The sequence below is a fragment of the Streptomyces sp. M2CJ-2 genome (genome assembly GCF_016757295.1).
Lineage (GTDB): Bacteria > Actinomycetota > Actinomycetes > Streptomycetales > Streptomycetaceae > Streptomyces.
The window spans coordinates 56908-77833 of sequence record NZ_JAESIF010000008.1 but is presented as its reverse complement, the minus strand read 5'-3'; the positions used below and the strand labels follow the sequence as shown (position 1 = coordinate 77833).

The window sequence follows — 20926 nt, the reverse complement described above, 5'->3', positions numbered from 1 at the left end:
ACCTGGGAGGACCCGACCGGTGGTGGTCAGCCCCGCAGGTGCCGCCACAGGCTCGGGGTCACGCTGATCAGGACGGTCAGGACGATCGCCGCGAGCACGCCCTGCCAGGGCTCCTCGAACAGCGAGCCGCCGAGGACACCGATCAACTGGTACGTCAACGCCCAGGCCAGACAGGCCGGCAGGTTGCCGCGGACGAAGCGGCGCAGGGGCCACTCGGCGATCAGGCAGGCCAGCATCACCGGAAGGCGCCCCGCCGGAATCAGCCGGGACAGCACCAGCACCGTCACGTCGTGCTCGGCGAGCTTGGTCTGCGCCTGCGCCAGCCGCTCCTCCGGCGCCCGCGCCCGGATCGCCTCCAGCCAGCGCGAACCGTTCCGCGACCGCATTCCGCGCCGCCCCAGCCAGTACAGGGCGACGTCCCCGAGGAACGCGGCCAGGGACGCCGTCGCGAACACCAGCACCATGGAGAGCGGCGCCATCCGGTGGAAGGCGACCACCGTCGCCGAACTCACGAGCGCCCCCGTCGGCACCACCGGCACCAGCGCCCCGATCAGCACCAGCAGGAACAGCGAGGGATACCCGATCGCCTGCTGGGTGGACTCCGGGACCACGGTCACCGGCACGGCGGACAGCAAGGCAGGGGCGAGCAGGGCGGCCGGCGAGGCCAGGGCCGACACGGGCGCACCGACCGCCTGTACGAGGGCGGCGGGCGGTATCACCGCGGGTCCTCCAGACGGACCCTCTCCCCGTGCCCCAGCCGGTGCACCGGCACCCCGGGCGCCTGCTGGGCCGCCCGCCGTACGAATTCGTCGCCCGGCGAGTGGAACTCGTGCGGACGCACGGCGTCCATGCCGATCGGCCAGTACGTGCCGTAGTGCACCGGTACCGCGCTGCGCGCCTCGAGCCGGGCCAGCGCCTCGGCCGCGCGCGCCGCGTCCAGGTGCCCCTCACCGAGGTACGGGCCCCAGCCGCCCACCGGCAGCAGTGCCACGTCGACCGCCCCGACCTCCTTGGCCATCGTGTCGAACAGGCCGGTGTCGCCCGCGAAGTACGTGCGCGCCTCGCCCTCCACGACGTAGCCGAGCGCGGGGGAGCGGTGCGGTCCGAGCGGCAGCCGCCGCCCGTCGTGCCGGGCGCTCACGACCCGTACGGCCAGAGGGCCGACCGCCAGCACGTCGCCGGGTGCCACCTCGCTCACCTCGAGGTGCGTGAGCCGCCGCAGCCCCGGCACCGCACGGCGTGCGCCCCGGGGCACGAGCAGGCGCGTGCCCGGGGCGAGCAGTGCCAGCGAGGGCAGATGCAGATGATCGGCGTGCAGATGGGAGACCAGCGCCACGTCCGCGTGCCGGGCGCCCGGCGGTGGCACGGCACCGCGCCGCCGCCGCAGATGCGCGAGGCGGCGGGCGAACAGGGGATCGGTGAGTACACGGGTGTGCGAGTCCTCGACCGTGCAAGTGGCGTGACCCCACCAGGTGATCTCCACCGGCACCTCTTCGCCTCCTTCCGCGACTCCCCGAAGCCTACGCGCAGGAGTAGGGTCGGCGGCGCAGTCCGGAGGTGAGGGGGCGCCATGGGGCCGGTGCGGGTGACGGCGATCGCGAGTCTGACACCACTGGCGGAACTGGACGCCGATCCCTTCCTCGTGGACTCCCGCAGTCAGCACGCCATGTGCGCCCGCTGGGCCCGCGAACGCGGCTACGCGGTGACCCGGGAACTGCTGGTGCGGGGGCTGCGCTTCGACCACAACCTGCTGTGGGACGGCGTACGGCCGGGCACCGATCTGTTCGTGGCGCCCAGCCGCCGGGTGCTGGAGAGCGCCCTGGCCTCCGTCGAGGAGTTCACCGCCGAGTGCGCGCGGCGCGGGGTACGGGTGGAGACCGTCGGCCGCGCCGAACCGTCGTACGACGCCGCGATGAAGGCCCGGGTGCACCGCCGCCTGTCCATGCCGACGGCCGGCTACGACGGCCGCTGAGCCGCCCTCGGCCCTTCCCTTCGGGGCCCATCAGGGACGAATCGGCGCTTCCGGGCGTTGTGGCAGGGTGGGTACGGGCAGGGGCCGGTTCGCGGGCCACCCCGGCTGGTGGCGGCGACGAGCCGGGACGTGAGGTGGACTGGGCGTGAGTGGCGTGCGGTGGCGACGGATCGCCAGTCAGATCGGGCGGAGCGTCACCGTGTGGGCGGTCGCCACCCTCACCATGCTGGTGCTCGCCGGCATCCTCCCCGACTTCCGGCTGCGCTCCGCCGACGGCGACAGCGCCACCGACATCGCGGTCACCGCTGCGCTCGGCGCCGGTGCCTTCGGCCTGCTGTCGGCGCTGGTGTGGCCGCTGCTGGTGCGGCTGCTGCTGCTCGTACCGGCACTCGTCCTCGGCCTGCTGGTGTTCTTCCTCAACGGCGCACTGCTGCTGCTGGCGCTGCGGCTCAACCCGATCGAACGCGGGACCGCCGCGTGGGAGACCGCGGTCGTGGTCGCCGCCGTGATGTCCGCCGTCGCCTCCGCCACCGGAGCCGCCCTCGCCGTGCGCGACGACGACGCCTACCGCCGCCGCCTCTACCGGCTCGCCTACCGCCGCCGCGGCTCCGCACCACCCGTCCCGGCCACCCACGGCACCGTCTTCCTGCAACTGGACGGCGTCGGCCACGACGTCCTGCTGCACGCGGTCGACCGGGGCCTGATGCCGACCGTCGCCCGCTGGCTCGGCGCCGACGACGCCCGTCCCCCCTCCCACCGCCTCACCTCCTGGCACACCGACTGGTCCAGCCAGACCGGCGCCAGTCAGCTCGGCATCCTGCACGGCAGCAACCACGACGTCCCCGCCTTCCGCTGGTACGAGAAGGACCGCCGGGAGGTGATGGTCTGCAACCGGCCCACCAGCGCCGTCGAACTGCAGCGGCGGGCCGCCCGCCACGCCGGCCACGCCGGGCTGCTGGCCGCCGACGGCGCCAGCCGCGGCAACCTGTTCAGCGGCGGCGCCGGCGAACAGGCCCTGGTGCTGTCCATCACCGCACGCCGCCGCACCCGGGAGAACCGCTCCCGCTCGGGCTACTTCGCCTACTTCTCCGACCCGGCCAACGCCGTGCGCACCGCCCTGTCCTTCGGTGCCGAGGTGGTCCGCGAGACAGCCCAGTCCACCCGGGCGCGGTGGACCAAGCAGTTCCCGCGCGTGTCCCGCGGCGGGCTCTACCCGTTCGTGCGGGCCTTCGCGACCGTCGTCCAGCGGGACGTGGTCGTCGCCGCCGTCATGGGCGACCTGCTGGCCGGCCGCACCTCCGTCTACGCCGACCTGGTCGCCTACGACGAGGTGGCCCACCACTCCGGCCCCGCGAGCCGGGACGCCGAGAAGGTCCTGAAACGCCTCGACCGCTCCCTCGCCCTGATCGAGCACGTCGTCGAGCACGCCCCCCGCCCGTACCGGATCGTCGTCCTCTCCGACCACGGCCAGAGCCCCGGCGAGACCTTCCGCGCCCGTTACGGCCTCACCCTCGGCGACCTGGTCCGAGCCGGGTGCGGACTGCCCGTACCGCGCCGCGCGCGGCGCACCCACAGCGATGCCGAGGCCCGCGCGGCGGTCCGGGCGGCACTGCACCGGCCGGTCGAGGAGGGCGTCGAGCAGTACCGTCCCCCGCGCGGCTCCGAGCCCGTCGTGCTGGCCTCCGGCAACCTCGGCCTGGTCTCCTTCCCGGACGTGCCGCACCGGATGAGCAAGGAGGAGATCGACGCCCGTCATCCGGCACTGCTGCCGACCCTCGCCAACCACCCCGGCATCGGCTTCCTGCTGGTCCGCAGCGAACGGCACGGCGGTGTCGTCCTCGGCGCGCACGGCGCGGAGATCCCCCTCGACGCACTCGACGACGATCCCGGACCCCTGGCCGCGTTCGGGCCGGGCGCCGCCGACGTCGTACGCCGCACCCACTCCTTCCCGCACACCGCCGACATCATGGTCAACTCCTTCCACGACCCCGCCACCGGGGAGGTCCACGCGTTCGAGGAGCAGATCGGCTCCCACGGAGGCCTCGGCGGAGCCCAGTCCCACGCCTTCCTGCTGTCGCCGGTCGCGCTGTCCCCGCCGGTCGCCGACGGAACCGAACTCGTCGGTGCCGAACACGTCCACCGGGTGCTGCGCCGCTGGCTGGCCGAGTCCGGCGACTTCGCCCGTCCGACCCGTCCCGGTCAGGAACGCGCGGCCTGACCCCGAGCGGGCCGGGTCTTCCGGACGAGGGGCCGGTCCTGCGGGTGAGTCGAGCCGTAGTGTGATCGGATGGGGTCGGGAATCCCGGTGACCCGGGCGGCCCCGGACAGAGTACGGACCGGACACACGGCCGGACATCTTCGAAAGGATGCGTCATGGCAGCCACGCGCTCCGCACACACCGTTTGGGAAGGCAACCTCTTCAAGGGCAGCGGGGTCGTCACCTTCGACTCCTCCGGCAGCATCGGTGAGCAGCCGGTCACCTGGGCGTCGCGCGCGGAGGAGGCGAACGGCAGGACCAGCCCCGAGGAGCTGATCGCCGCCGCACACTCCAGCTGCTACTCGATGGCCTTCTCCAACATCCTCGACAAGGCCGGCAACCCGCCGACCCGCCTGGTGACCTCCGCCGACGTCACCTTCGTGCCCGGTGAGGGCATCACCGGGATCCACCTCACCGTGGAGGCCACCGTCCCCGGCCTGGACGAGGCGGCCTTCCAGTCCGCGGCCGAGGACGCCAAGGTCAACTGCCCGGTCAGCCAGGCGCTGAAGGGCACCGAGATCACGCTGACGGCGAAGCTCTCCTGACCCGCGGTCCCTCCCCCGCAGTAGACCGCAGTACACCCGCAGGCCGCCCCGTCGACGGGGCGGCCTGCGCCGTGTGGCCGCCTGAACGAGCGGTTGACAAACAGTCCGCATAAACTATTGACAACAGCCCGCTCAAGTTTTGTGCTGGAAACCTTGAGGTCCGAAGAGGTGTGCCCTGGCGGAAGGGGACAGCGATGGGACGTGCGGTCGGAATCGACCTGGGAACCACGAACTCGGTGGTGGCCGTGCTGGAGGGCGGTGAGCCGACCGTCGTCGCCAACGCGGAGGGTGCGCGGACCACCCCCTCGGTGGTGGCCTTCGCCAAGAACGGCGAGGTGCTCGTCGGCGAGGTCGCCAAGCGGCAGGCCGTGACGAACGTCGACCGCACCGCCCGCTCGGTCAAGCGGCACATGGGCGACGGCCAGTGGCACTTCCCCGAGCAGGGCTCCGTGGACGGCACCCGCTACCGGGCGCAGGAGCTGTCGGCCCGGGTGCTGCAGAAGCTCAAGCGGGACGCGGAGGCCTACCTCGGCGAGGACATCACGGACGCCGTGATCACCGTCCCGGCGTACTTCGACGACGCCCAGCGGCAGGCCACCAAGGAGGCCGGGGAGGTCGCCGGGCTGAAGGTCCTGCGGATCATCAACGAGCCCACGGCGGCGGCCCTCGCGTACGGCCTGGACAAGGAGAACGAGCAGACCGTCCTCGTCTTCGACCTGGGCGGCGGCACCTTCGACGTGTCGCTCCTGGAGATGGGCGACGGAGTCATCGAGGTGAAGGCCACCAACGGCGACACCCACCTCGGCGGCGACGACTGGGACCAGCGCCTCCTCGACCATCTCACCCAGCGCTTCAAGAACCAGTACGGCATCGACCTGGCGCAGGACAAGATGGCCGTGCAACGGCTGCGGGAGGCCGCCGAGAAGGCCAAGATCGAGCTGTCCTCCTCCTCCGAGACCACGATCAACCTGCCCTACATCACGGCCTCCGCCGACGGCCCGCTGCACCTGGACGAGAAACTCACCCGGGCCCAGTTCCAGGAACTCACCGCCGACCTGCTGGAGCGCTGCAAGACGCCCTTCCACCAGGCCGTCAAGGACGCCGGCGTCAAGCTCTCCGCGGTCGACCACGTCATCCTCGTCGGCGGCTCCACCCGGATGCCCGCCGTGACCGACCTGGTCCGCGAACTCACCGGCAAGGACCCGCACAAGGGCGTCAACCCGGACGAGGTCGTCGCCGTAGGAGCGTCCCTCCAGGCGGGCGTCATCCGCGGCGACGTGAAGGACGTCCTGCTGCTCGACGTCACCCCGCTGTCCCTCGGCATCGAGACCAAGGGCGGCATCATGACCAAGCTGATCGAGCGCAACACCACCATCCCGACCCGGCGCTCGGAGACCTTCACCACGGCCGAGGACAACCAGCCCTCGGTCGGCATCCAGGTCTACCAGGGCGAACGCGAGATCGCGGCGTACAACAAGAAGCTCGGCGTCTTCGACCTGACCGGCCTGCCCCCGGCGCCGCGTGGCGTCCCGCAGATCGAGGTGGCCTTCGACATCGACGCCAACGGCATCATGCACGTCTCCGCCAAGGACCTCGCCACCGGCCGGGAACAGAAGATGACCGTCACCGGCGGCTCGGCGCTGCCCAAGGACGACATCGACCGCATGATGCGCGAGGCCGAACAGTACGCCGACGAGGACCGCAAGCGCCGCGAAGCCGCCGAAATCCGTAACCAGGCCGAGCAACTCGTCTACCAGACGGAGAAGTTCATCCGGGACAACGGTGACCGGATCCCCGCGGAGACCAAGTCCGAGGTCGAGGCCGCCGTCGCGGAGCTCAAACCCCTGCTGGAGCAGTCCGCCGACACGGCCGCCCTGCGCGCCGGCGTCGAGAAACTCGCCGCGGTCAGCCAGAAGATGGGCCAGGCGATGTACGCCCAGGCCGGCCAGGCGTCCACCGGCGACGCCGGGCAGCACACCTCACCGCAGGAGGAGGAGGGCGTCGTCGACGCGGAGATCGTCGACGACGAGAACGACGGAGGTGACGGGGACCGCGGGAAGGAGGGGCGCGGTGCTCAGTAGCCGTCCCGGAACTCCCGCAGCAGTTTCTGGGTGTGCTGGGTGGTGGCGGCCCGCGCCACCATGTGGTCCAGCACCTCCAGATGCGCCGAGACCTCCTTGCGGGAGTCCAGATACAGGGCGCCGGTCAGGTACTCGGTGAACACCATGTCCGGCAGCTCCGGCTCGGCGAAACGGAACAGCGAGAACGGCGCGTACGTCCCCGGATGCGGGCCGTCGGCGAACTCGGCGACCTGGAGCGTGATCCGGTCCCGCTCGGACCACTCCAGCAGCTTGTCGAACTGGTCGCGCATTACCCGGCCGTCCACGCTCACCGGCCGCCGCAGCACCGTCTCCTCGATGATCACCCACAGGTGGGGCGGATCCGGCCGTTCGAGGAGCCGCTGCCGCTCCAGGCGCAGCGACACATGCCGCTCGACCGCCTCCGGTCCCTGGTTCCCGATCGTCCCGGCCTCCAGGACGGCACGCGCGTAGTCCTCCGTCTGCAGCAGCCCCGGCACGAAGTGCGGCTCGTAGGAGCGGATGATGCGAGCGGCGCCCTCGAGGCTCACGTACAGGCTGAACCAGTCGGGCAGCACGTCGTGGAACCGCTGCCACCAGCCCGGACGGTTCGCGTCCTCCGCGAGCCCGATGAACGCGGCCGCCTCGCTCTGCCGCACCCCGTAGGCCGTCAGCAGGATCTGGACGTACGGGATCTTCAGCGCGACCTCGGCCGTCTCCATCCGCCGTACGGTCGCGGGTGCCACCCGCAGGACCCGGGCGGCCTCCTCACGGCTGAAGCCCGCCGTCTCCCGCAATTCCTGCAGCCGCCTGCCGAGCACCACCTGGCCCACGGTGGGTGCGGCCCGCCGTTCACTCACGCCACGTCTCCCCAACGCCCCCGGCCGGACACCGGTTCAGTCTGCCATGACGGACCGACCCTCTCACGGGTCGCGGGTCGGCGCCCCTGTTCCGGACGATCCCGGTCCTCGACCGGGAAGGCACCGTACGGAGGAGCCGCACCGCCTTGACCAGGCCCTCGCGGCTCCTCCTGTGGCACGCTGGGACAGAGCCCCGCCACCGCAGGAACCGGCCCGCAGGAGACCGAAGAGGAGCGCGCCCATGTCCGACGAACCGCTGTCGCCGCAGGAGATCGAGGAGCGGCTGGCCGACCTGCCGGGCTGGGCGCTCGACGGCGGCCGCCTCACCCGTTCCTACCGGCTCGGCTCCCACTTCGCGGCGACGGCGATGGTCGTCCACGTCGCCCAGGTGCAGGAGGAGCTGAACCACCACTCCGACCTCACTCTCGGCTACAACACCGTGTCCCTCGCCGTCCAGACGCACAGCGCGGGCGGTGCCGTCACCGAGAAGGACCTCGAACTGGCCCGCAGAGTACGGGACTTGGCACCCGATCACGGTGCACACTGAGGTGTGTGCTCGACTACGACGAGGAAGCGGAGCGCTACGACGCCTCACGCGGCGGTGAGCCCCGGGCCGCCGCGGCCGCGGCGGCGGTGCTGGGCCTGGTACCGGCCGACGCGCGGGACCTGCTGGACACGGCCTGCGGCACCGGCATCGTGACCCGGCGCTTCCCCGCCGCCCGGGGCGGCCTGCGCGTGACCGGTGTCGACCTCGCGCCGGCGATGGCCCGGAGGGCGGCGGCCCGGCTGCCCGGCGCCGTGGTCCGCGCCGACGGCCGCCGACTGCCTTTCGGCGACGCCCGGTTCGACGCCGTCGTCAGCGTGTGGCTGCTGCACCTGGTGTCCGGCCCGAAGGACGTGCGGGCCCTCGTCGGCGAGTGCGCCAGGGTCCTGCGGCCCGGCGGGGTCTACGTCACCACCGTCGACAAGGGCGCCTCGCACAACGTGGGCAGCGACATCGACGCCGTCCTCGCCGCCCGCCCGCGCAGCCCGGTGCACGACGCCGTCGCGGACGTGACGGCCCGCGCCGCCGAACACGGCCTGGTCCTTGCCGGACAGGCCGTGTTCCGGGGCCACGGCCAGGGCCGCAGTCCCCGCCGGACCATCGCCGACCTGCGCCGCGGCTGGTTCGTCACCCTTCCCCCCGGCGATCCGCGCGTCGACGGCTTCGCCACCGCCCTCGCCGCCCTCCCGGACCAGGACCGCCCCCGCCCGGACCCGGTCTTCCGGCTACGGGCGTACCGAAAGCCGCCGGTGTCCGGAACAGGATGAACTCCCGTGCGGGGAGCGGCAACCCGGGCGGGTTTTCCCGCCGGATCACGTCACCGTGCAGGCCTGCCCGTCCAGTTCGAAGGCGGCCGGTTCCGGGTTCGTCGCCGAACGGCTCGCCGTGAAGCCGAAACCGACCGACGAGCCCGCCGCGACGGTGCCGTTCCAGTCGGTGTTGCGCACCGTCACCGCCGAACCGGACTGTGTGTGGGCCCCGTTCCAGAGCTGGGACACCCGCTGACCGTCCGTGAACGACCAGGTCAGCGACCAGCCGTTCCAGGCGTCCGAACCGGTGTTGGTCACCTGGACCTGGGCCTGGAAACCGTCGGGCCACTGGTTGGTGATCTCGTAGGACACGGCGCAGGCGCCCGTCGGCTCCGGATCCGGGCCGGGATCGATGCCTCCGCCGCCGTCGTCCCCGCCCCCGGTGCCCGAGGTGTCGCCGTAGACGATGCCGCGGCCGTTGGTCGCCACGTACACCCTGCCGTACACCTGCGGGTCGCCGGTGATCGCCGCACCCGTCCACCCTCACTGGTGGGCGTCGTCGTCGATTGCGGGTCCAGCTCTCGCCCCGGTCCGTGGAAACGCAGCACCGCGCCCTTCCCCGGTCCCAGTCGTTGGTGTACGTGCCGACCGCCGCGTACACCCGGTCGGGGTCGGCGGAGTCGGAGGCGATGCTGACCACGCCCGTGTGGCCCCAGTCGTCCCAGCCGACCGAGTCCGGCAGCGGGGTCCAGGTCTTCGTCGACTCCTACCACCGGTAGGCGCCGCCGATGTCGGTGCGGGCGTAGGCCAGGTTCTTCTCGCTGCGGTTGAAGACGATGCCCGGCACGAAGCCGCCGCCGTCGATACGGGCGTTCTTCCAGGTGTAGGTGTCGGCGGCGAGGGTGGTGGCCGGCTCCGGGGCGTCGGCGGCCAGGGCGGGCGGGCCGCCCGTGAGCAGACCGGCCGCCAGCGCGAGCACGGCCGTCAGGACGCGGGTTCTTCGCACGGTGAGGTCCTTCCTCAAGGTGGGGGGAGAGAGGGAGCGTGCGAGGGCCGGACGGGTCCCCCGTGCGCGAGGGGACCCGTCCGGCCGCCGTGGCCCCGGCGTCAGGTGCCGGGGCCGGCACACGGAGCGCCGGCGGGGGCTATTCGAGCAGCTCCGCGTACGAGCCCATGGCCAGGGCGATGTCGGCCTGGGCCCAGAACCGGTGGTACGTGAAGGTGGGCGCGGCCCCGCCCGCCAGATAGGACTCGATCTTCGACCAGGCCGGGTCGTCCTGGTAGAAGGAGCGGATCGACTCGAAGGTCGACGACGAGTTGATCCGGTCACCGTTCGGCATGGTGCCGGTCCATCCGTTCGGGATGTGGACCGGGTCGTCGAAGCGGTGGTAGTCGGCGCGGGTCTCCGGGACGGCGATGCCGAGGTCGTCCCGGTGGTTGTCCCACATGCCGTCGAGGAGCGCCTTCGCCGTGTCCGCGGCCTCGGTGTCGCCCGAGCGGTCCGCGTAGTACGTCAGCGTCTTGGCGTAGGCCGCGGCCACACCGACGTCGTCGGTGTAGTCGGCGACGGTGACGTGCAGCGAGCTGTTGGCGCCGGGGGAGGACGGGTTCCAGGTGTCGGGCCTGCCCGACCACTGGAGCGTCGAGGGGACCCGGAAGGTGCCGTCCGGGTTGATCGTGGTCTCCGACAGCGCCCAGTCGACCCACTTGTCCAGGACGACCTTGGCGTCGGCGTCACCCGTCTGCTGGTAGTACTCGGCGACCCGCTCCATGGACCACGCCTGGAAGCCGAACCACTGGTTGGACGGCGGGTCGTGGTACACCGGCTTCTCGTCGTAGTACATGCCGTGGAACGTCGGCGTCCCGGCCGGCGGGGTCGCGTAGCGGCCCGCCCAGCTGTTGGTGGCGCCGCCCGCGATGGCGCCCTCGTCGGACTGCAGCCAGCGGTAGAACTCCAACTGCCGGTCCAGGGACTTGGCCCAGTCCGCCGCGCCCGTCGCCGACTCGGGCTTCAGGTCGTCGTGGGAGCTGAGGGCGTAGGCCGCCAGGGGGTTCTGGTAGCCGCCGTGCGCGTGGCTGGAACCGATGCGCCAGGCCCAGCCCGCGGAGGCGTCGGTGGCGCCGCCCCAGGCGTAGTACCAGGACATCAGGTAGTGCGAGGCGTCCTTGCCGTTGCCGGCCGGGCAGGAGGACGGACCGGTGCAGTTCCCGACCTTCTTGAAGTACTTGTCGTACATGGAGTAGCGCAGGTAGTCGCCCATCTTGGCGGCCTTGGCGACGGTCGCGGAGACGTCACCGCCGTTGCCCTGCTCCTTCGCCCACAGGTCCGCCCAGTAAGCGGCCTGCACCGCGCGGGCGTCGGCGTCCGGGGCGTTGGTGAACTTCCACTGCTTCGCGTAGGAGGCGTCCTTGGTGAACAGGTCCAGGTACCCGTTCGTGCCGCCGTACTTGAAGGCGTCGCAGGTGGGCTGCGGCACCGTCTCCCACACCGACTCCTGCGAGCCGCGCTGGAAGGTGTTGATGTACGACGGGCCGGTCGCCGTCGGACCCGCCTCGCACTTGCCGGGCTCGTTGCCGTAGCCGTAGGTGTTGTCCACGTCCTGGAGCCAGTGCATCCCGTAGACGTCGTCCGTGCCGTACGTGGAGCGCAGTTCGGCGGCGATCGGATCCGGACCGACGGAGACACCGGTGTCCAGTGGCGCCGGGTACTCGGCGGGGGTGTCGAGCTCGGGCGCGTAGGTCGCCGGCTTCGAGGCGTTGTAAAAGAAGTTGGTCGGCTGGTCCGCGTGGGTCGGGATCATGTACCGCTCCATGATGTCCCAGGCCCCGTTGAACTTCGACCAGTCACCGGTCACCTTGCCGTACATGGCCTGCAGCCACAGCAGATAGCTGTAGGCCTCCGAGGTGGTCTCGTGGCCGTGGTCCGGCGCCTCGACGATCAGCGTCTCCACCGAGTGGTACGGGATGCCCTCGGGGGAGAAGTAGCCGTTCGCCGGGTCGGTGATCTTCCCGTGGAGCTCCAGGAAGCGCGCGTCGTACGCCTTGGCCGCGCCCAGCTGCGTCACCGTGACCGACGCCTTGCCGTGCCCGGGGGCCGACGACTCGAAGACCGCCGAGCCGGTGCCCGACGAGTCGGCGCCGATCGTCACCCGTTGCGCGGTGTTCCAGTTCGACGGTGTGAAGGTGAGCGAGACGCCACCGGTGACCGACAGCCCGGAGTTGCCGCTCGCACGGGTCGTCGTGACGGTCGTGTTCGTGCTCGGTCGCGTCGACAGCTTCACCTCGTACGTGCCCGACTTGCCCTGCTGGACGCCCAGTTGGGAGGGCATCGCCACGACGGCCGGACCGGAGGCGACCGTGATGCCGACCGGGGTCGAGGTCGCGGAGGCGCCCAGGCTGTCGTACGCCTTCGCCGTCAGCGAATGACTGCCCACGGTCAATCCGGCGACGGAAAGAGCGAAGGGCGCGCTCGTGTCCGTGCCCAGCAGCTCGGTGTCGTCGTAGAACTCCACCTTGCTGATGGTGGCGTTGTCGGCTGCCGCCGCGGTCGCCGCGAGCGGGACCGGCTCGCCCCGGGTGTAGACGGCGCCGGCCTGCGGGCTGGTCAGCACGGTGATCGGCGGCTGGTGGGCCCCGGTGCAGGGGGTGCCGTTGATCGCGAAGGACGCGGGTGCGGCGTTGCTGCCGCTGTAGGCGAACTGCGCGCCGGTGGTGACGGCGCCACCGGTCGCGATCCGCGCGTTGTACCCGGCGTCCCGCACGGTCACGGTCTTGCCGGACTGGCTCCAGCTGCCGTTCCAGCCGTTCACGAGCTGCTGGTCGCCCGCGTAGGCGTAGGTGAGGGTCCAGCCGTCGATGGCTTCCGCCCCGCGGTTGGTGAGGGTCAGGTCCGCGGTGAAGCCGGAACCCCAGTCATTGGTCCGGTAGTCCACGCTGCACTGAACGGCCGCCGCCTGAGCGGGAGTCGATCCTGAGGACAGCATCGTCAGCGGAAGTGCGAGAGCGGCCGCCGCGGCGGTCCACAGTCGCCGCACGCCGCGGTGTCTTCTGGGTGGGGGGCGCATGGTGCTGGTTCCTCCTGCGACTCGGAGACGTCAAGGCTTGAACCAGTGGGAGCGCTCCCATAGCGAGGACGGGGCCCGGAGCGGTCAAGGCTTGTGAGGAGTCGAAAAGATTCGACGGCCCGAGTCGAGCGAAAGTCAGTGACTCCTCTGTTCTTTGCCGTCACTTGGCGCTAGCTTCATGGACACCAGTGGGAGCGGTTCCATCAGTCGACGCGTCCGTCACGATGCGTCCGAACTGCAAGGAGTCGCTCATGCGGCACCCCCCGCGTTCAGTACTTTTAGCCCCGCCCCAGCCATGCCCGGTGGAGCACTCCGCCACCGCTTCCCCGAGGGACGTCGGCACCGGATCCGCGGTGTCCCGGCTCGACGGCGCCACCCGTACCCCCGACGCGGGGACAGCGCACTCCTGTGGGACCCCTCATGGCCGGTCCGGCCTTTGAACATCCCGGACCGCGGACCGGACCCCGTCCTGATCCCGAGCCCCGAGGCACCCCCACGCCGTACGGCACCGGGCCGCGCGAGCCACGCGCGCCCCGACGGACAGCCCTCTTCGGACAGCCCCCTACGGATAGGAAACCCGCACTCATGAGTCGTACCAGAACCGCGCTCCTCGCTGCCATGGCGCTGGTCGCCGGTGCCGCCGGGACGGCCTACGCCGCCGTCCCCGGCGACGTCGGCGCCGCCGCCGTCCCCTGCACCGTCGACTACCGGGTGCAGAACCAGTGGGACACCGGCTTCACGGCCGCCGTGACGGTCACCAACCTCGGTGCCGCCAAGTCGTCCTGGTCACTGAAGTGGTCCTACGCGGGCAACCAGCGGGTCACCAGCGCCTGGAACGCCAAGGTCACCCAGTCCGGCGCCAACGTCACCGCCGTCAACGAGTCCTACAACGGCACGCTGGCCACGGGTGGTTCGGCCAGCTTCGGCTTCCAGGGCACCTACAGCGGCAGCAACGCGGTCCCCGCCACCTTCACCCTCGACGGTGTCACGTGCAACGTCGACGGCGGCGGCCCGACCGACCCCGACCCCACGGACCCGCCCGGTCCCGGTGACCGGGTCAACAACCCTTACAGCGGCGCCAAGGTGTACGTGAACCCCGAGTGGTCCGCGAACGCGGCAGCCGAACCGGGCGGCAGCCGCATCGCGAACCAGCCCACCGGTGTCTGGCTGGACCGCATCGCCGCCATCAACGGGGCCAACGGCAAGATGGGGCTGCGTGCCCACCTCGACGAGGCCCTGCGGCAGAAGGGCTCGGGCGAACTCGTCATCCAGCTGGTCATCTACAACCTGCCCGGCCGTGACTGCTCCGCCCTCGCCTCCAACGGCGAACTCGGCCCCACGGAGATCGGCCGCTACAAGACCGAGTACATCGACCCGATCGCCGCGATCCTCTCCGACCAGAAGTACGCCTCGCTGCGGATCGTCACCACGGTCGAGATCGACTCCCTGCCCAACCTCGTCACCAACACCGGCAGCCGCGCCACCGCGACGCCGGAGTGCGACGTGATGAAGGCCAACGGCAACTACGTCAAGGGCGTCGGCTACGCCCTGAACAAGCTCGGCGACGTGGGGAACGTGTACAACTACGTCGATGCCGGCCACCACGGCTGGATCGGCTGGGACGACAACTTCGGAGCCTCCGCCGACGTGTTCCACGACGCGGCCACCGCCGAGGGCGCGACCCCGTCGGACGTCCACGGCTTCATCACCAACACCGCCAACTACAGTGCGCTGAAGGAGAACAACTTCACCCTCAACGATTCCGTGGCCGGCAAGTCGGTCCGCGAGTCCAAGTGGGTCGACTGGAACCGGTACGTCGACGAGCTGGGCTTCGCCCAGGCCTTCCGCAACGAACTCGTCTCGACCGGTTTCGACACCAACATCGGCATGCTCATCGACACCTCCCGCAACGGCTGGGGCGGCACCGCCCGGCCCGCCGGACCGGGCGCGACGACCAGCGTCGACACCTACATCGACGGCGGACGGTACGACCGCCGCATCCACATCGGCAACTGGTGCAACCAGTCGGGCGCCGGACTCGGCGAACGCCCGAAGGCGGCACCGGAGAGCGGTATCGACGCCTACGTGTGGATGAAGCCCCCGGGTGAGTCCGACGGGGCCAGCAAGGCCATCCCGAACGACGAGGGCAAGGGCTTCGACCGGATGTGCGACCCGACCTACACGGGCACCCCGCGCAACGGGAACAACCTCACCGGAGCCCTGCCGGACGCCCCGGTCTCCGGGCACTGGTTCTCGGCACAGTTCCGGCAGCTGATGCAGAACGCGTACCCGCCGCTGTCCTGACCGGCCGACCCCTGGTCCGCCGGGGCCGAGGGGCCGGGCCGCGCGCCCGGCCCCGGTCCCGGCGGACCGACCCGTCTCGGGAAACCGTTTTGCCGGAACGGCAACACCATTGGCCTCTGCCCGGTGCGTCGGCGCACTCTGTCCGCATCCGAGCGGAGAGGCTGACCACCATGGCGCACCACCACCAGCACGACCACACGGGCACGGGCACGGACACCGAGATCGACTGGGCGGAGATGGCCGCCCTGCTCGAATCGGAGGCCGAACTGTTCACGCCCCTGTACGAGCGGGCCCTCGGCTGGCTCGCGAAGGAGGTGACGGAACCGGGACTGATCGTGGACGCGGGCAGCGGGCCCGGTGTCATCTCCTGTCTGTTCGCCGAGGTCTTCGAGGGCGCCCGCATCATGGCCGTCGACGGCTCCGCCCCGCTGCTCGAACGGGCGGCGGAGCGCGCCGCCCGGTACGGCGTCGGTGACCGCTTCGGCACCCTCGCCGGTGAACTTCCCGGCGTGCTCGACGAACTGGAGTACCCCGCCGACCTGTTGTGGGCCAGCCGCAGCGTCCACCACCTGGGCGACCAGCGTGCCGCACTCGCCGCCCACGCCGCCCGGCTCGCGCCCGGCGGCACGCTGGCCGTGATGGAGGGCGGCCTGCCCACCCGGTACCTGCCGCGCGACATCGGCATCGGCCGGCCGGGACTCCAGGCCCGCCTCGACGCCGTGCAGGCCGACTGGTTCACCCACATGCGCACCGAACTGCCGGGCTCCGTCGCGCACACCGAGGACTGGCCGGCGCTGCTGACCGCGGCCGGTCTGCACCACGCCCGCTCCCGCACCTTCCTCCTCGACCTTCCCGCCCCGGTCACGGACCGTGCCCGCGCCTACGTCGTCGCCACTCTGGGCTACGTCCGCGAGCGGCTCGCCGACGGTCTGGACGCCGAGGACCGCGCCACCCTCGACCGTCTCCTCGACCCGGACGACGCGGCGAGCCTGCACCACCGCCCCGATCTCTTCGTCCTCGCCGCCCACACCGTGCACACGGCGGTCCGGCCGGTCTAGACACCGGCCGGACCAGCCACACGCGCGGCGGCCTCCCGGACCGTGCAGCAGTACCGGGGGCCGCCGCGTTCCGCGCCTCGGAGGCCGGCGGGTCAGTTCAGCGTCGCCGGGTCCGGGCCCAGCCTGCGGCCCTCGTCGAGGGCGCTGATCGCCGCGAGGTCCTCGGTGTCCAGACTGAACCCGAAGACGTCGATGTTCTCCTTGATGCGGGACGGCGTCACCGACTTGGGGATGACGACGTTGCCGAGCTGGATGTGCCAGCGCAGCACGACCTGGGCGGGAGTACGGCCGTGCTTCTGCGCGATGGCCACGATCGCCGGGACCTCCAGCAGGCCCTTGCCCTGGCCCAGCGGCGACCAGGCTTCGGTGGCGATGCCCTGCTGCGCGTGGTACTCGCGGGCGGCGCGCTGCTGGAGATGCGGGTGCAGTTCGATCTGGTCGACCGCCGGCACGACCGACGTCTCGGCGATCAGGTGCTCCAGGTGCTCGCGCTGGAAGTTCGACACGCCGATGGCACGGACCCGGCCCTCGGCGTAGAGCTTCTCGAACGCCCGGTACGTGTCGACGTAGCGGCCCCGGGCCGGCGTCGGCCAGTGGATGAGGTACAGATCCACGTGGTCCAGCCCGAGCTTCGACAGGGACGCGTCGAAGGCGCGCAGGGTGGAGTCGTAACCGTGATCGGTGTTCCAGAGCTTGGTGGTGACGAAGAGGTCCTCGCGGGGAACCCCCGAGGCGGCGATCGCCCTGCCCGTGCCCTCCTCGTTGCCGTACGCCGCCGCGGTGTCGATGCTGCGGTAGCCCGCCTCCAGTGCCGCCGCGACGGCCGTCTCGGCCTCCGCGTCCGGCACCTGCCAGACGCCGAAGCCCAGTTGGGGCATCTCGACGCCGTTGTTCAGGGTGATCGGGGGGACCTTGCTCACGAGCTCTCGATCCTTCGGGTTGTGATCGGATGACACACCCATCGTCAACGATCATGGCTCCCGATGCATTCCGGACGGCGCGATTCACGTGCGGTACGGCGCCTCCGCCGTCTCCGCCGCCCCCTCCTCGTATGTCTTCTCGATCGCCCTGCGCTTCAACCGGTCTCCGCCCGCCAGGATCGCCGCCGCCAGCGCGTGCGCCGCACCCTGCGCCGAGGGGCGCCGCCGGCCGTGCACCACCACGAAGTCCACCCGGCCCGGCTCCGGCAGCCCCGCCCGGTCCGGCATCCGTACCAGCCCCGGCGGGATCAGCCCGCGCGAGTGCACCATCACGCCGAGCCCGGCGCGGGCCGCCGCGAGCAGGCCGTTGAGGCTGCCGCTGGTGCACACGATCCGCCACTCACGGCCCTGCCGCTCCAGCGCCCGCAGCGCGAGCTCCCGGGTGATGCCCGGCGGAGGATAGACGATCAGCGGCACCGGGCGGTTCGGTTCGAGACGCAGCCCCTGCGCGCCGATCCACACCAGCTCGTCACGCCACACCAGCTCGCCCCGGGGGTCCTTCGGCCGCCGCTTGGCCAGCACCAGGTCCAGCTCGCCCGCGGCCAGCTTCTCGTGCAGCGTGCCCGACAGCTCGACCGTGAGCTCCAGGTCGACCTCCGGGTGCTCGTACCGGAACCGCTCCAGGATCTCCGGCAGCCTGGTCAGCACGAAGTCCTCCGACGCGCCGAACCGCAGCCGGCCGCGCAGCCGGGTGCCTGCGAAGAACTGCGCCGCCTGCTCGTGCACGTCCAGGATCCGCCGTGCGAAGCCGAGCATCGCCTCGCCGTCCTCGGTGAGCTCCACGGAGTGGGTGTCCCGGGTGAACAGCTGTCGCCCGGTGGCCTCTTCCAGGCGCCGCACATGCTGGCTGACCGTCGACTGCCGCAGCCCGAGTCGCCGAGCGGCCCGGGTGAAGGACAGCGTGTGCGCCACGGACAGGAACGTCCGCAGTTGCGTCGGGTCGTACATCTCGGTCTCGGCCACCCCGGAAGGTTATCGCGGAACGCGATGACAGTGAGAGCGGTATACGGGATTCCCGATCACGGTGGGAGGGAGCAGGATGGAGAGGGGCTTCCCGTGCTCGCGCGGCGGAGCCCCGAAGAACGACCGAGCGACGCGAAAAATCGCCGCATCGCCGAGCGCCTCGAAGAGTCCCGAAGAGTCCCGAGTGAGTGGAGCAAGTGAAGCACCGTGAAACGCCCGCACTGGCCGAGCCGGATGCCGATCGACCCGTACATCCTGCTCCTGCTCGGGACGGTGGGCCTGGCCGCACTGCTCCCGGCGCGCGGCACCGGCGCCGATCTCGCCTCCGGTGCCTCCACCGCCGCCATCGCCCTCCTCTTCTTCCTCTACGGCGCCCGGCTCTCCACCCGTGAGGCGCTGGACGGACTGAGGCACTGGCGGCTCCACGGCACCGTCCTGGCCTGCACCTTCGTCGTCTTCCCGCTGCTAGGCCTGGCCGCCCGCGGGTTCGTCCCGGTCCTGCTGACCGACCCCCTGTACCAGGGCCTGCTCTTCCTCACGCTCGTCCCGTCCACCATCCAGTCGTCCATCGCCTTCACCTCCATCGCCCGCGGCAACGTGCCCGCCGCGATCTGCGCCGGCTCCTTCTCCTCACTCGTCGGCATCGTGGCGACCCCCCTGCTCGCGGCGGCGCTGCTGGGCGGGGGCGCCGGCGGGTTCTCCGCCGACTCGGTGACGAAGATCGTGCTGCAACTGCTGGTGCCGTTCGTTGCCGGGCAGGTGCTGCGCCGCTGGATCGGGGGGTTCGTCACCCGCCACCGCAAGGTGCTCCAACTGGTCGACCGGGGCTCGATCCTGCTCGTCGTCTACACCGCGTTCAGCCAGGGGATGGTGCGGGGCGTCTGGAACCAGGTGAGCCCGGCCCGGCTGGGCGGCCTGCTCGCCGTCGAGGCCGTACTGCTCGCCGTGATGCTGCTGCTGACCTGGTACGGCGCCAAGGCGCTGAGGTTCGGCCGGGCGGACCGGATCGCGATCCAGTTCGCGGGTTCGAAGAAGTCCCTGGCCGCCGGACTGCCCATGGCGAGCGTGCTGTTCGGCGCGCAGGCCTCGCTGGCCGTGCTGCCGCTGATGCTGTTCCACCAGATGCAGCTGATGGTCTGCGCGGTGATCGCCAAACGCCGCTCGCACGACCCCGACCCCCTCGACGCGGGGACCGCCGAGGACGTGGACGTCACCCTCCGGACCCCAGTCGGAGCGTCACGAACCGGGGCCGGTACAGGGACACGTTCCGGCTGAGCAGTACCGCGGCGCCGGACGGCTCGAGCAGGTTGACGTCGTAGCTGAGCACCAGCCGTCCGTCGTCGCTCAGTTCCGGGTGGGTCTGCGGGTTGTAGGCGGCGGTCCCGCCCTGCGGCAGCGCGGGAGTGAACTCCTGCGCCGGTCCGTGCCACGGGCCGGCGGGGGAGCAGGACCAGTACGACGCCACCGTGGTCAGCCCCTCGGCGTCCGCGGCCATCGTGAACAGGACGTACCTGCCGCCGTCCCGCACCACGGAGAAGGCGCTGCCCACGCCGGTGCGGTGTCCGTCGCCGAGCACCGGGCGCGGGCGGGCGCGGGTCTGCCACGCCGAACCGTTCCAGTACTCCCAGGCCGCCGGATCGGCGAGCCCGCCCTCCACGACCCGCGCCACGTACGCGTGGGAGGCCCCGCGGGAGACGGCCCGGCCGTCGTCGCCGCCGAAGACGTACGTCCAGCCGTCCTCCTCGACCAGGGTGGTGCCGAACAGGACCCGGCGGGACGGATCGGGGACGTTTCGCTGGTCGAGCACCTCCACCACCGACTCCAGACGCAGATCGGGCAGGGAGAGCGTGGCGACCTCGGTGGCGGTGGGCACGCCGTAGATCCACGGGGACTGCCCGGTCGTACGCACCCACAGCACGACCCGGACGACCCGTTCCGCGGAACCGGGGGAGCGGGGCTCGACCCGGGCGGCGACCGGCCAGCGCCACCGGTCCGGCGCGGGGTCGGGGAAGAGCGGCGCGGGAAGGGTGGTCTCCAGCCGGCCGTCCCGCATCAGCACGGCCGAGTTGCGCACCAGCGGAGTGGCGGGGTCCCGCCAGGCGTGGGACTCGCCGACCGGGTTGGGCGGGCCGTACACGTGGCCCAGGTAGGTGTCGGAGAACAGCCACAGCAGCCGGCCGTCGGGCAGCCGCACCGAGTGGGTGCCGTCACCGCCCGTCCAGTCGTCGGTGCGTGCGGCGTCGTCGCCGTAGCGGGCGAACTCGGCGGTGAGGGTGTCCTCCGCCGCCCAGGAGGCGACGGTGTGCGGCGCGCAGACGCCGTCGCCGCGCCGGTCGTCGTTCTCCGGCAGGACGGAGACCAGCACGGCGCCGAGGACCAGCGCCAGGGCCGCCGCGAGCAGCAGGCGTGTCCTGGCCGCCGTCCTCCCCCGTAAGCACACCCCTGCTCGTACGCCTGCTCGTGCTGTGTCGTCGGGCACGCTCCGGGACGTTAGTGGCCGGAGTGGCCCGGGTCCATGGCGGGGTGGTCACGCGTCGAGGCGGGGCCCCCAC

General features: G+C 71.7%; 16 protein-coding genes and 1 pseudogene. 9 read left to right on the top strand and 8 right to left on the bottom strand.

The window, feature by feature from the left end:
• Positions 1–26 precede the first annotated feature (26 nt).
• Together JL475_RS09800 and JL475_RS09795 are read right to left on the bottom strand one after the other, a co-directional pair.
• Positions 27–635 (bottom strand): DedA family protein, encoded by a 609-nt coding sequence (locus JL475_RS09800; RefSeq protein WP_202277190.1) that lies wholly within the window; start codon positions 633–635, stop codon positions 27–29.
• Between the two features lie 80 nt (positions 636–715).
• Complete coding sequence (locus tag JL475_RS09795) at positions 716–1489, bottom strand: MBL fold metallo-hydrolase (RefSeq protein WP_202277056.1); 774 nt, start codon at positions 1487–1489, stop codon at positions 716–718.
• An 81-nt stretch (positions 1490–1570) separates the two neighbouring features.
• Between JL475_RS09795 and JL475_RS09790 the strand changes: the two genes are divergently transcribed.
• From JL475_RS09790 to dnaK, 4 genes are all read left to right on the top strand, one after another.
• Positions 1571–1972 (top strand): hypothetical protein, encoded by a 402-nt coding sequence (locus tag JL475_RS09790; protein WP_202277055.1) that lies wholly within the window; start codon positions 1571–1573, stop codon positions 1970–1972.
• 199 nt (positions 1973–2171) lie between these two features.
• On the top strand, positions 2172–4190 hold the full coding sequence (locus JL475_RS09785; RefSeq protein ID WP_202277172.1) for a phage holin family protein: 2019 nt from the start codon (positions 2172–2174) through the stop codon (positions 4188–4190).
• A 155-nt stretch (positions 4191–4345) separates the two neighbouring features.
• Complete coding sequence (locus tag JL475_RS09780) at positions 4346–4774, top strand: OsmC family protein (protein WP_109376322.1); 429 nt, start codon at positions 4346–4348, stop codon at positions 4772–4774.
• A 194-nt stretch (positions 4775–4968) separates the two neighbouring features.
• Positions 4969–6855 (top strand): molecular chaperone DnaK, encoded by a 1887-nt coding sequence (gene dnaK / locus JL475_RS09775; protein ID WP_202277054.1) that lies wholly within the window; start codon positions 4969–4971, stop codon positions 6853–6855.
• Here dnaK and JL475_RS09770 read toward each other — a convergent pair.
• Positions 6849–7712 carry a helix-turn-helix transcriptional regulator gene (locus JL475_RS09770; RefSeq protein ID WP_202277053.1) on the bottom strand — a complete coding sequence of 288 codons (864 nt, stop codon included), beginning with the start codon at positions 7710–7712 and terminating at the stop codon, positions 6849–6851. The genes dnaK and JL475_RS09770 overlap by 7 nt on opposite strands.
• Positions 7713–7953: 241 nt before the next feature.
• Between JL475_RS09770 and JL475_RS09765 the strand changes: the two genes are divergently transcribed.
• Positions 7954–8259 (top strand): 4a-hydroxytetrahydrobiopterin dehydratase, encoded by a 306-nt coding sequence (locus JL475_RS09765; RefSeq protein ID WP_202277052.1) that lies wholly within the window; start codon positions 7954–7956, stop codon positions 8257–8259.
• Between the two features lie 5 nt (positions 8260–8264).
• Positions 8265–9023 (top strand): class I SAM-dependent methyltransferase, encoded by a 759-nt coding sequence (locus JL475_RS09760; RefSeq protein ID WP_202277051.1) that lies wholly within the window; start codon positions 8265–8267, stop codon positions 9021–9023.
• Between the two features lie 45 nt (positions 9024–9068).
• On the opposite strand, the pseudogene JL475_RS41175 reads toward JL475_RS09760, so the two are convergent.
• A pseudogene (locus JL475_RS41175) lies at positions 9069–10011 on the bottom strand (cellulose binding domain-containing protein).
• Between the two features lie 139 nt (positions 10012–10150).
• Positions 10151–13069 (bottom strand): glycoside hydrolase family 48 protein, encoded by a 2919-nt coding sequence (locus JL475_RS09750; RefSeq protein ID WP_202277050.1) that lies wholly within the window; start codon positions 13067–13069, stop codon positions 10151–10153.
• Positions 13070–13654: 585 nt separating this feature from the next.
• Here JL475_RS09750 and JL475_RS09745 point away from each other — a divergent pair.
• A complete protein-coding gene (locus JL475_RS09745; protein ID WP_202277049.1) occupies positions 13655–15373 on the top strand; it encodes a glycoside hydrolase family 6 protein in 1719 nt (572 codons plus the stop codon).
• 170 nt (positions 15374–15543) lie between these two features.
• Complete coding sequence (locus JL475_RS09740) at positions 15544–16431, top strand: trans-aconitate 2-methyltransferase (RefSeq protein WP_202277048.1); 888 nt, start codon at positions 15544–15546, stop codon at positions 16429–16431.
• Between the two features lie 92 nt (positions 16432–16523).
• On the opposite strand, the gene JL475_RS09735 is transcribed toward JL475_RS09740, so the two are convergent.
• Positions 16524–17351 carry an aldo/keto reductase gene (locus JL475_RS09735; RefSeq protein WP_307825007.1) on the bottom strand — a complete coding sequence of 276 codons (828 nt, stop codon included), beginning with the start codon at positions 17349–17351 and terminating at the stop codon, positions 16524–16526.
• A gap of 84 nt (positions 17352–17435) precedes the next feature.
• A complete protein-coding gene (locus JL475_RS09730; protein WP_202277163.1) occupies positions 17436–18359 on the bottom strand; it encodes a LysR family transcriptional regulator in 924 nt (307 codons plus the stop codon).
• A 249-nt stretch (positions 18360–18608) separates the two neighbouring features.
• Here JL475_RS09730 and JL475_RS09725 point away from each other — a divergent pair, with 249 nt between their 5' ends.
• The gene (locus tag JL475_RS09725) at positions 18609–19649 is read left to right on the top strand and encodes a bile acid:sodium symporter family protein (RefSeq protein ID WP_202277151.1); all 1041 of its coding nucleotides are present in this window, start codon (positions 18609–18611) and stop codon (positions 19647–19649) included.
• Here JL475_RS09725 and JL475_RS09720 read toward each other — a convergent pair.
• A complete protein-coding gene (locus JL475_RS09720; protein ID WP_202277153.1) occupies positions 19585–20814 on the bottom strand; it encodes a DUF4185 domain-containing protein in 1230 nt (409 codons plus the stop codon). The two genes, JL475_RS09725 and JL475_RS09720, sit on opposite strands and share 65 nt — an antisense overlap.
• Between the last annotated feature and the right edge of the window lie 112 nt (positions 20815–20926).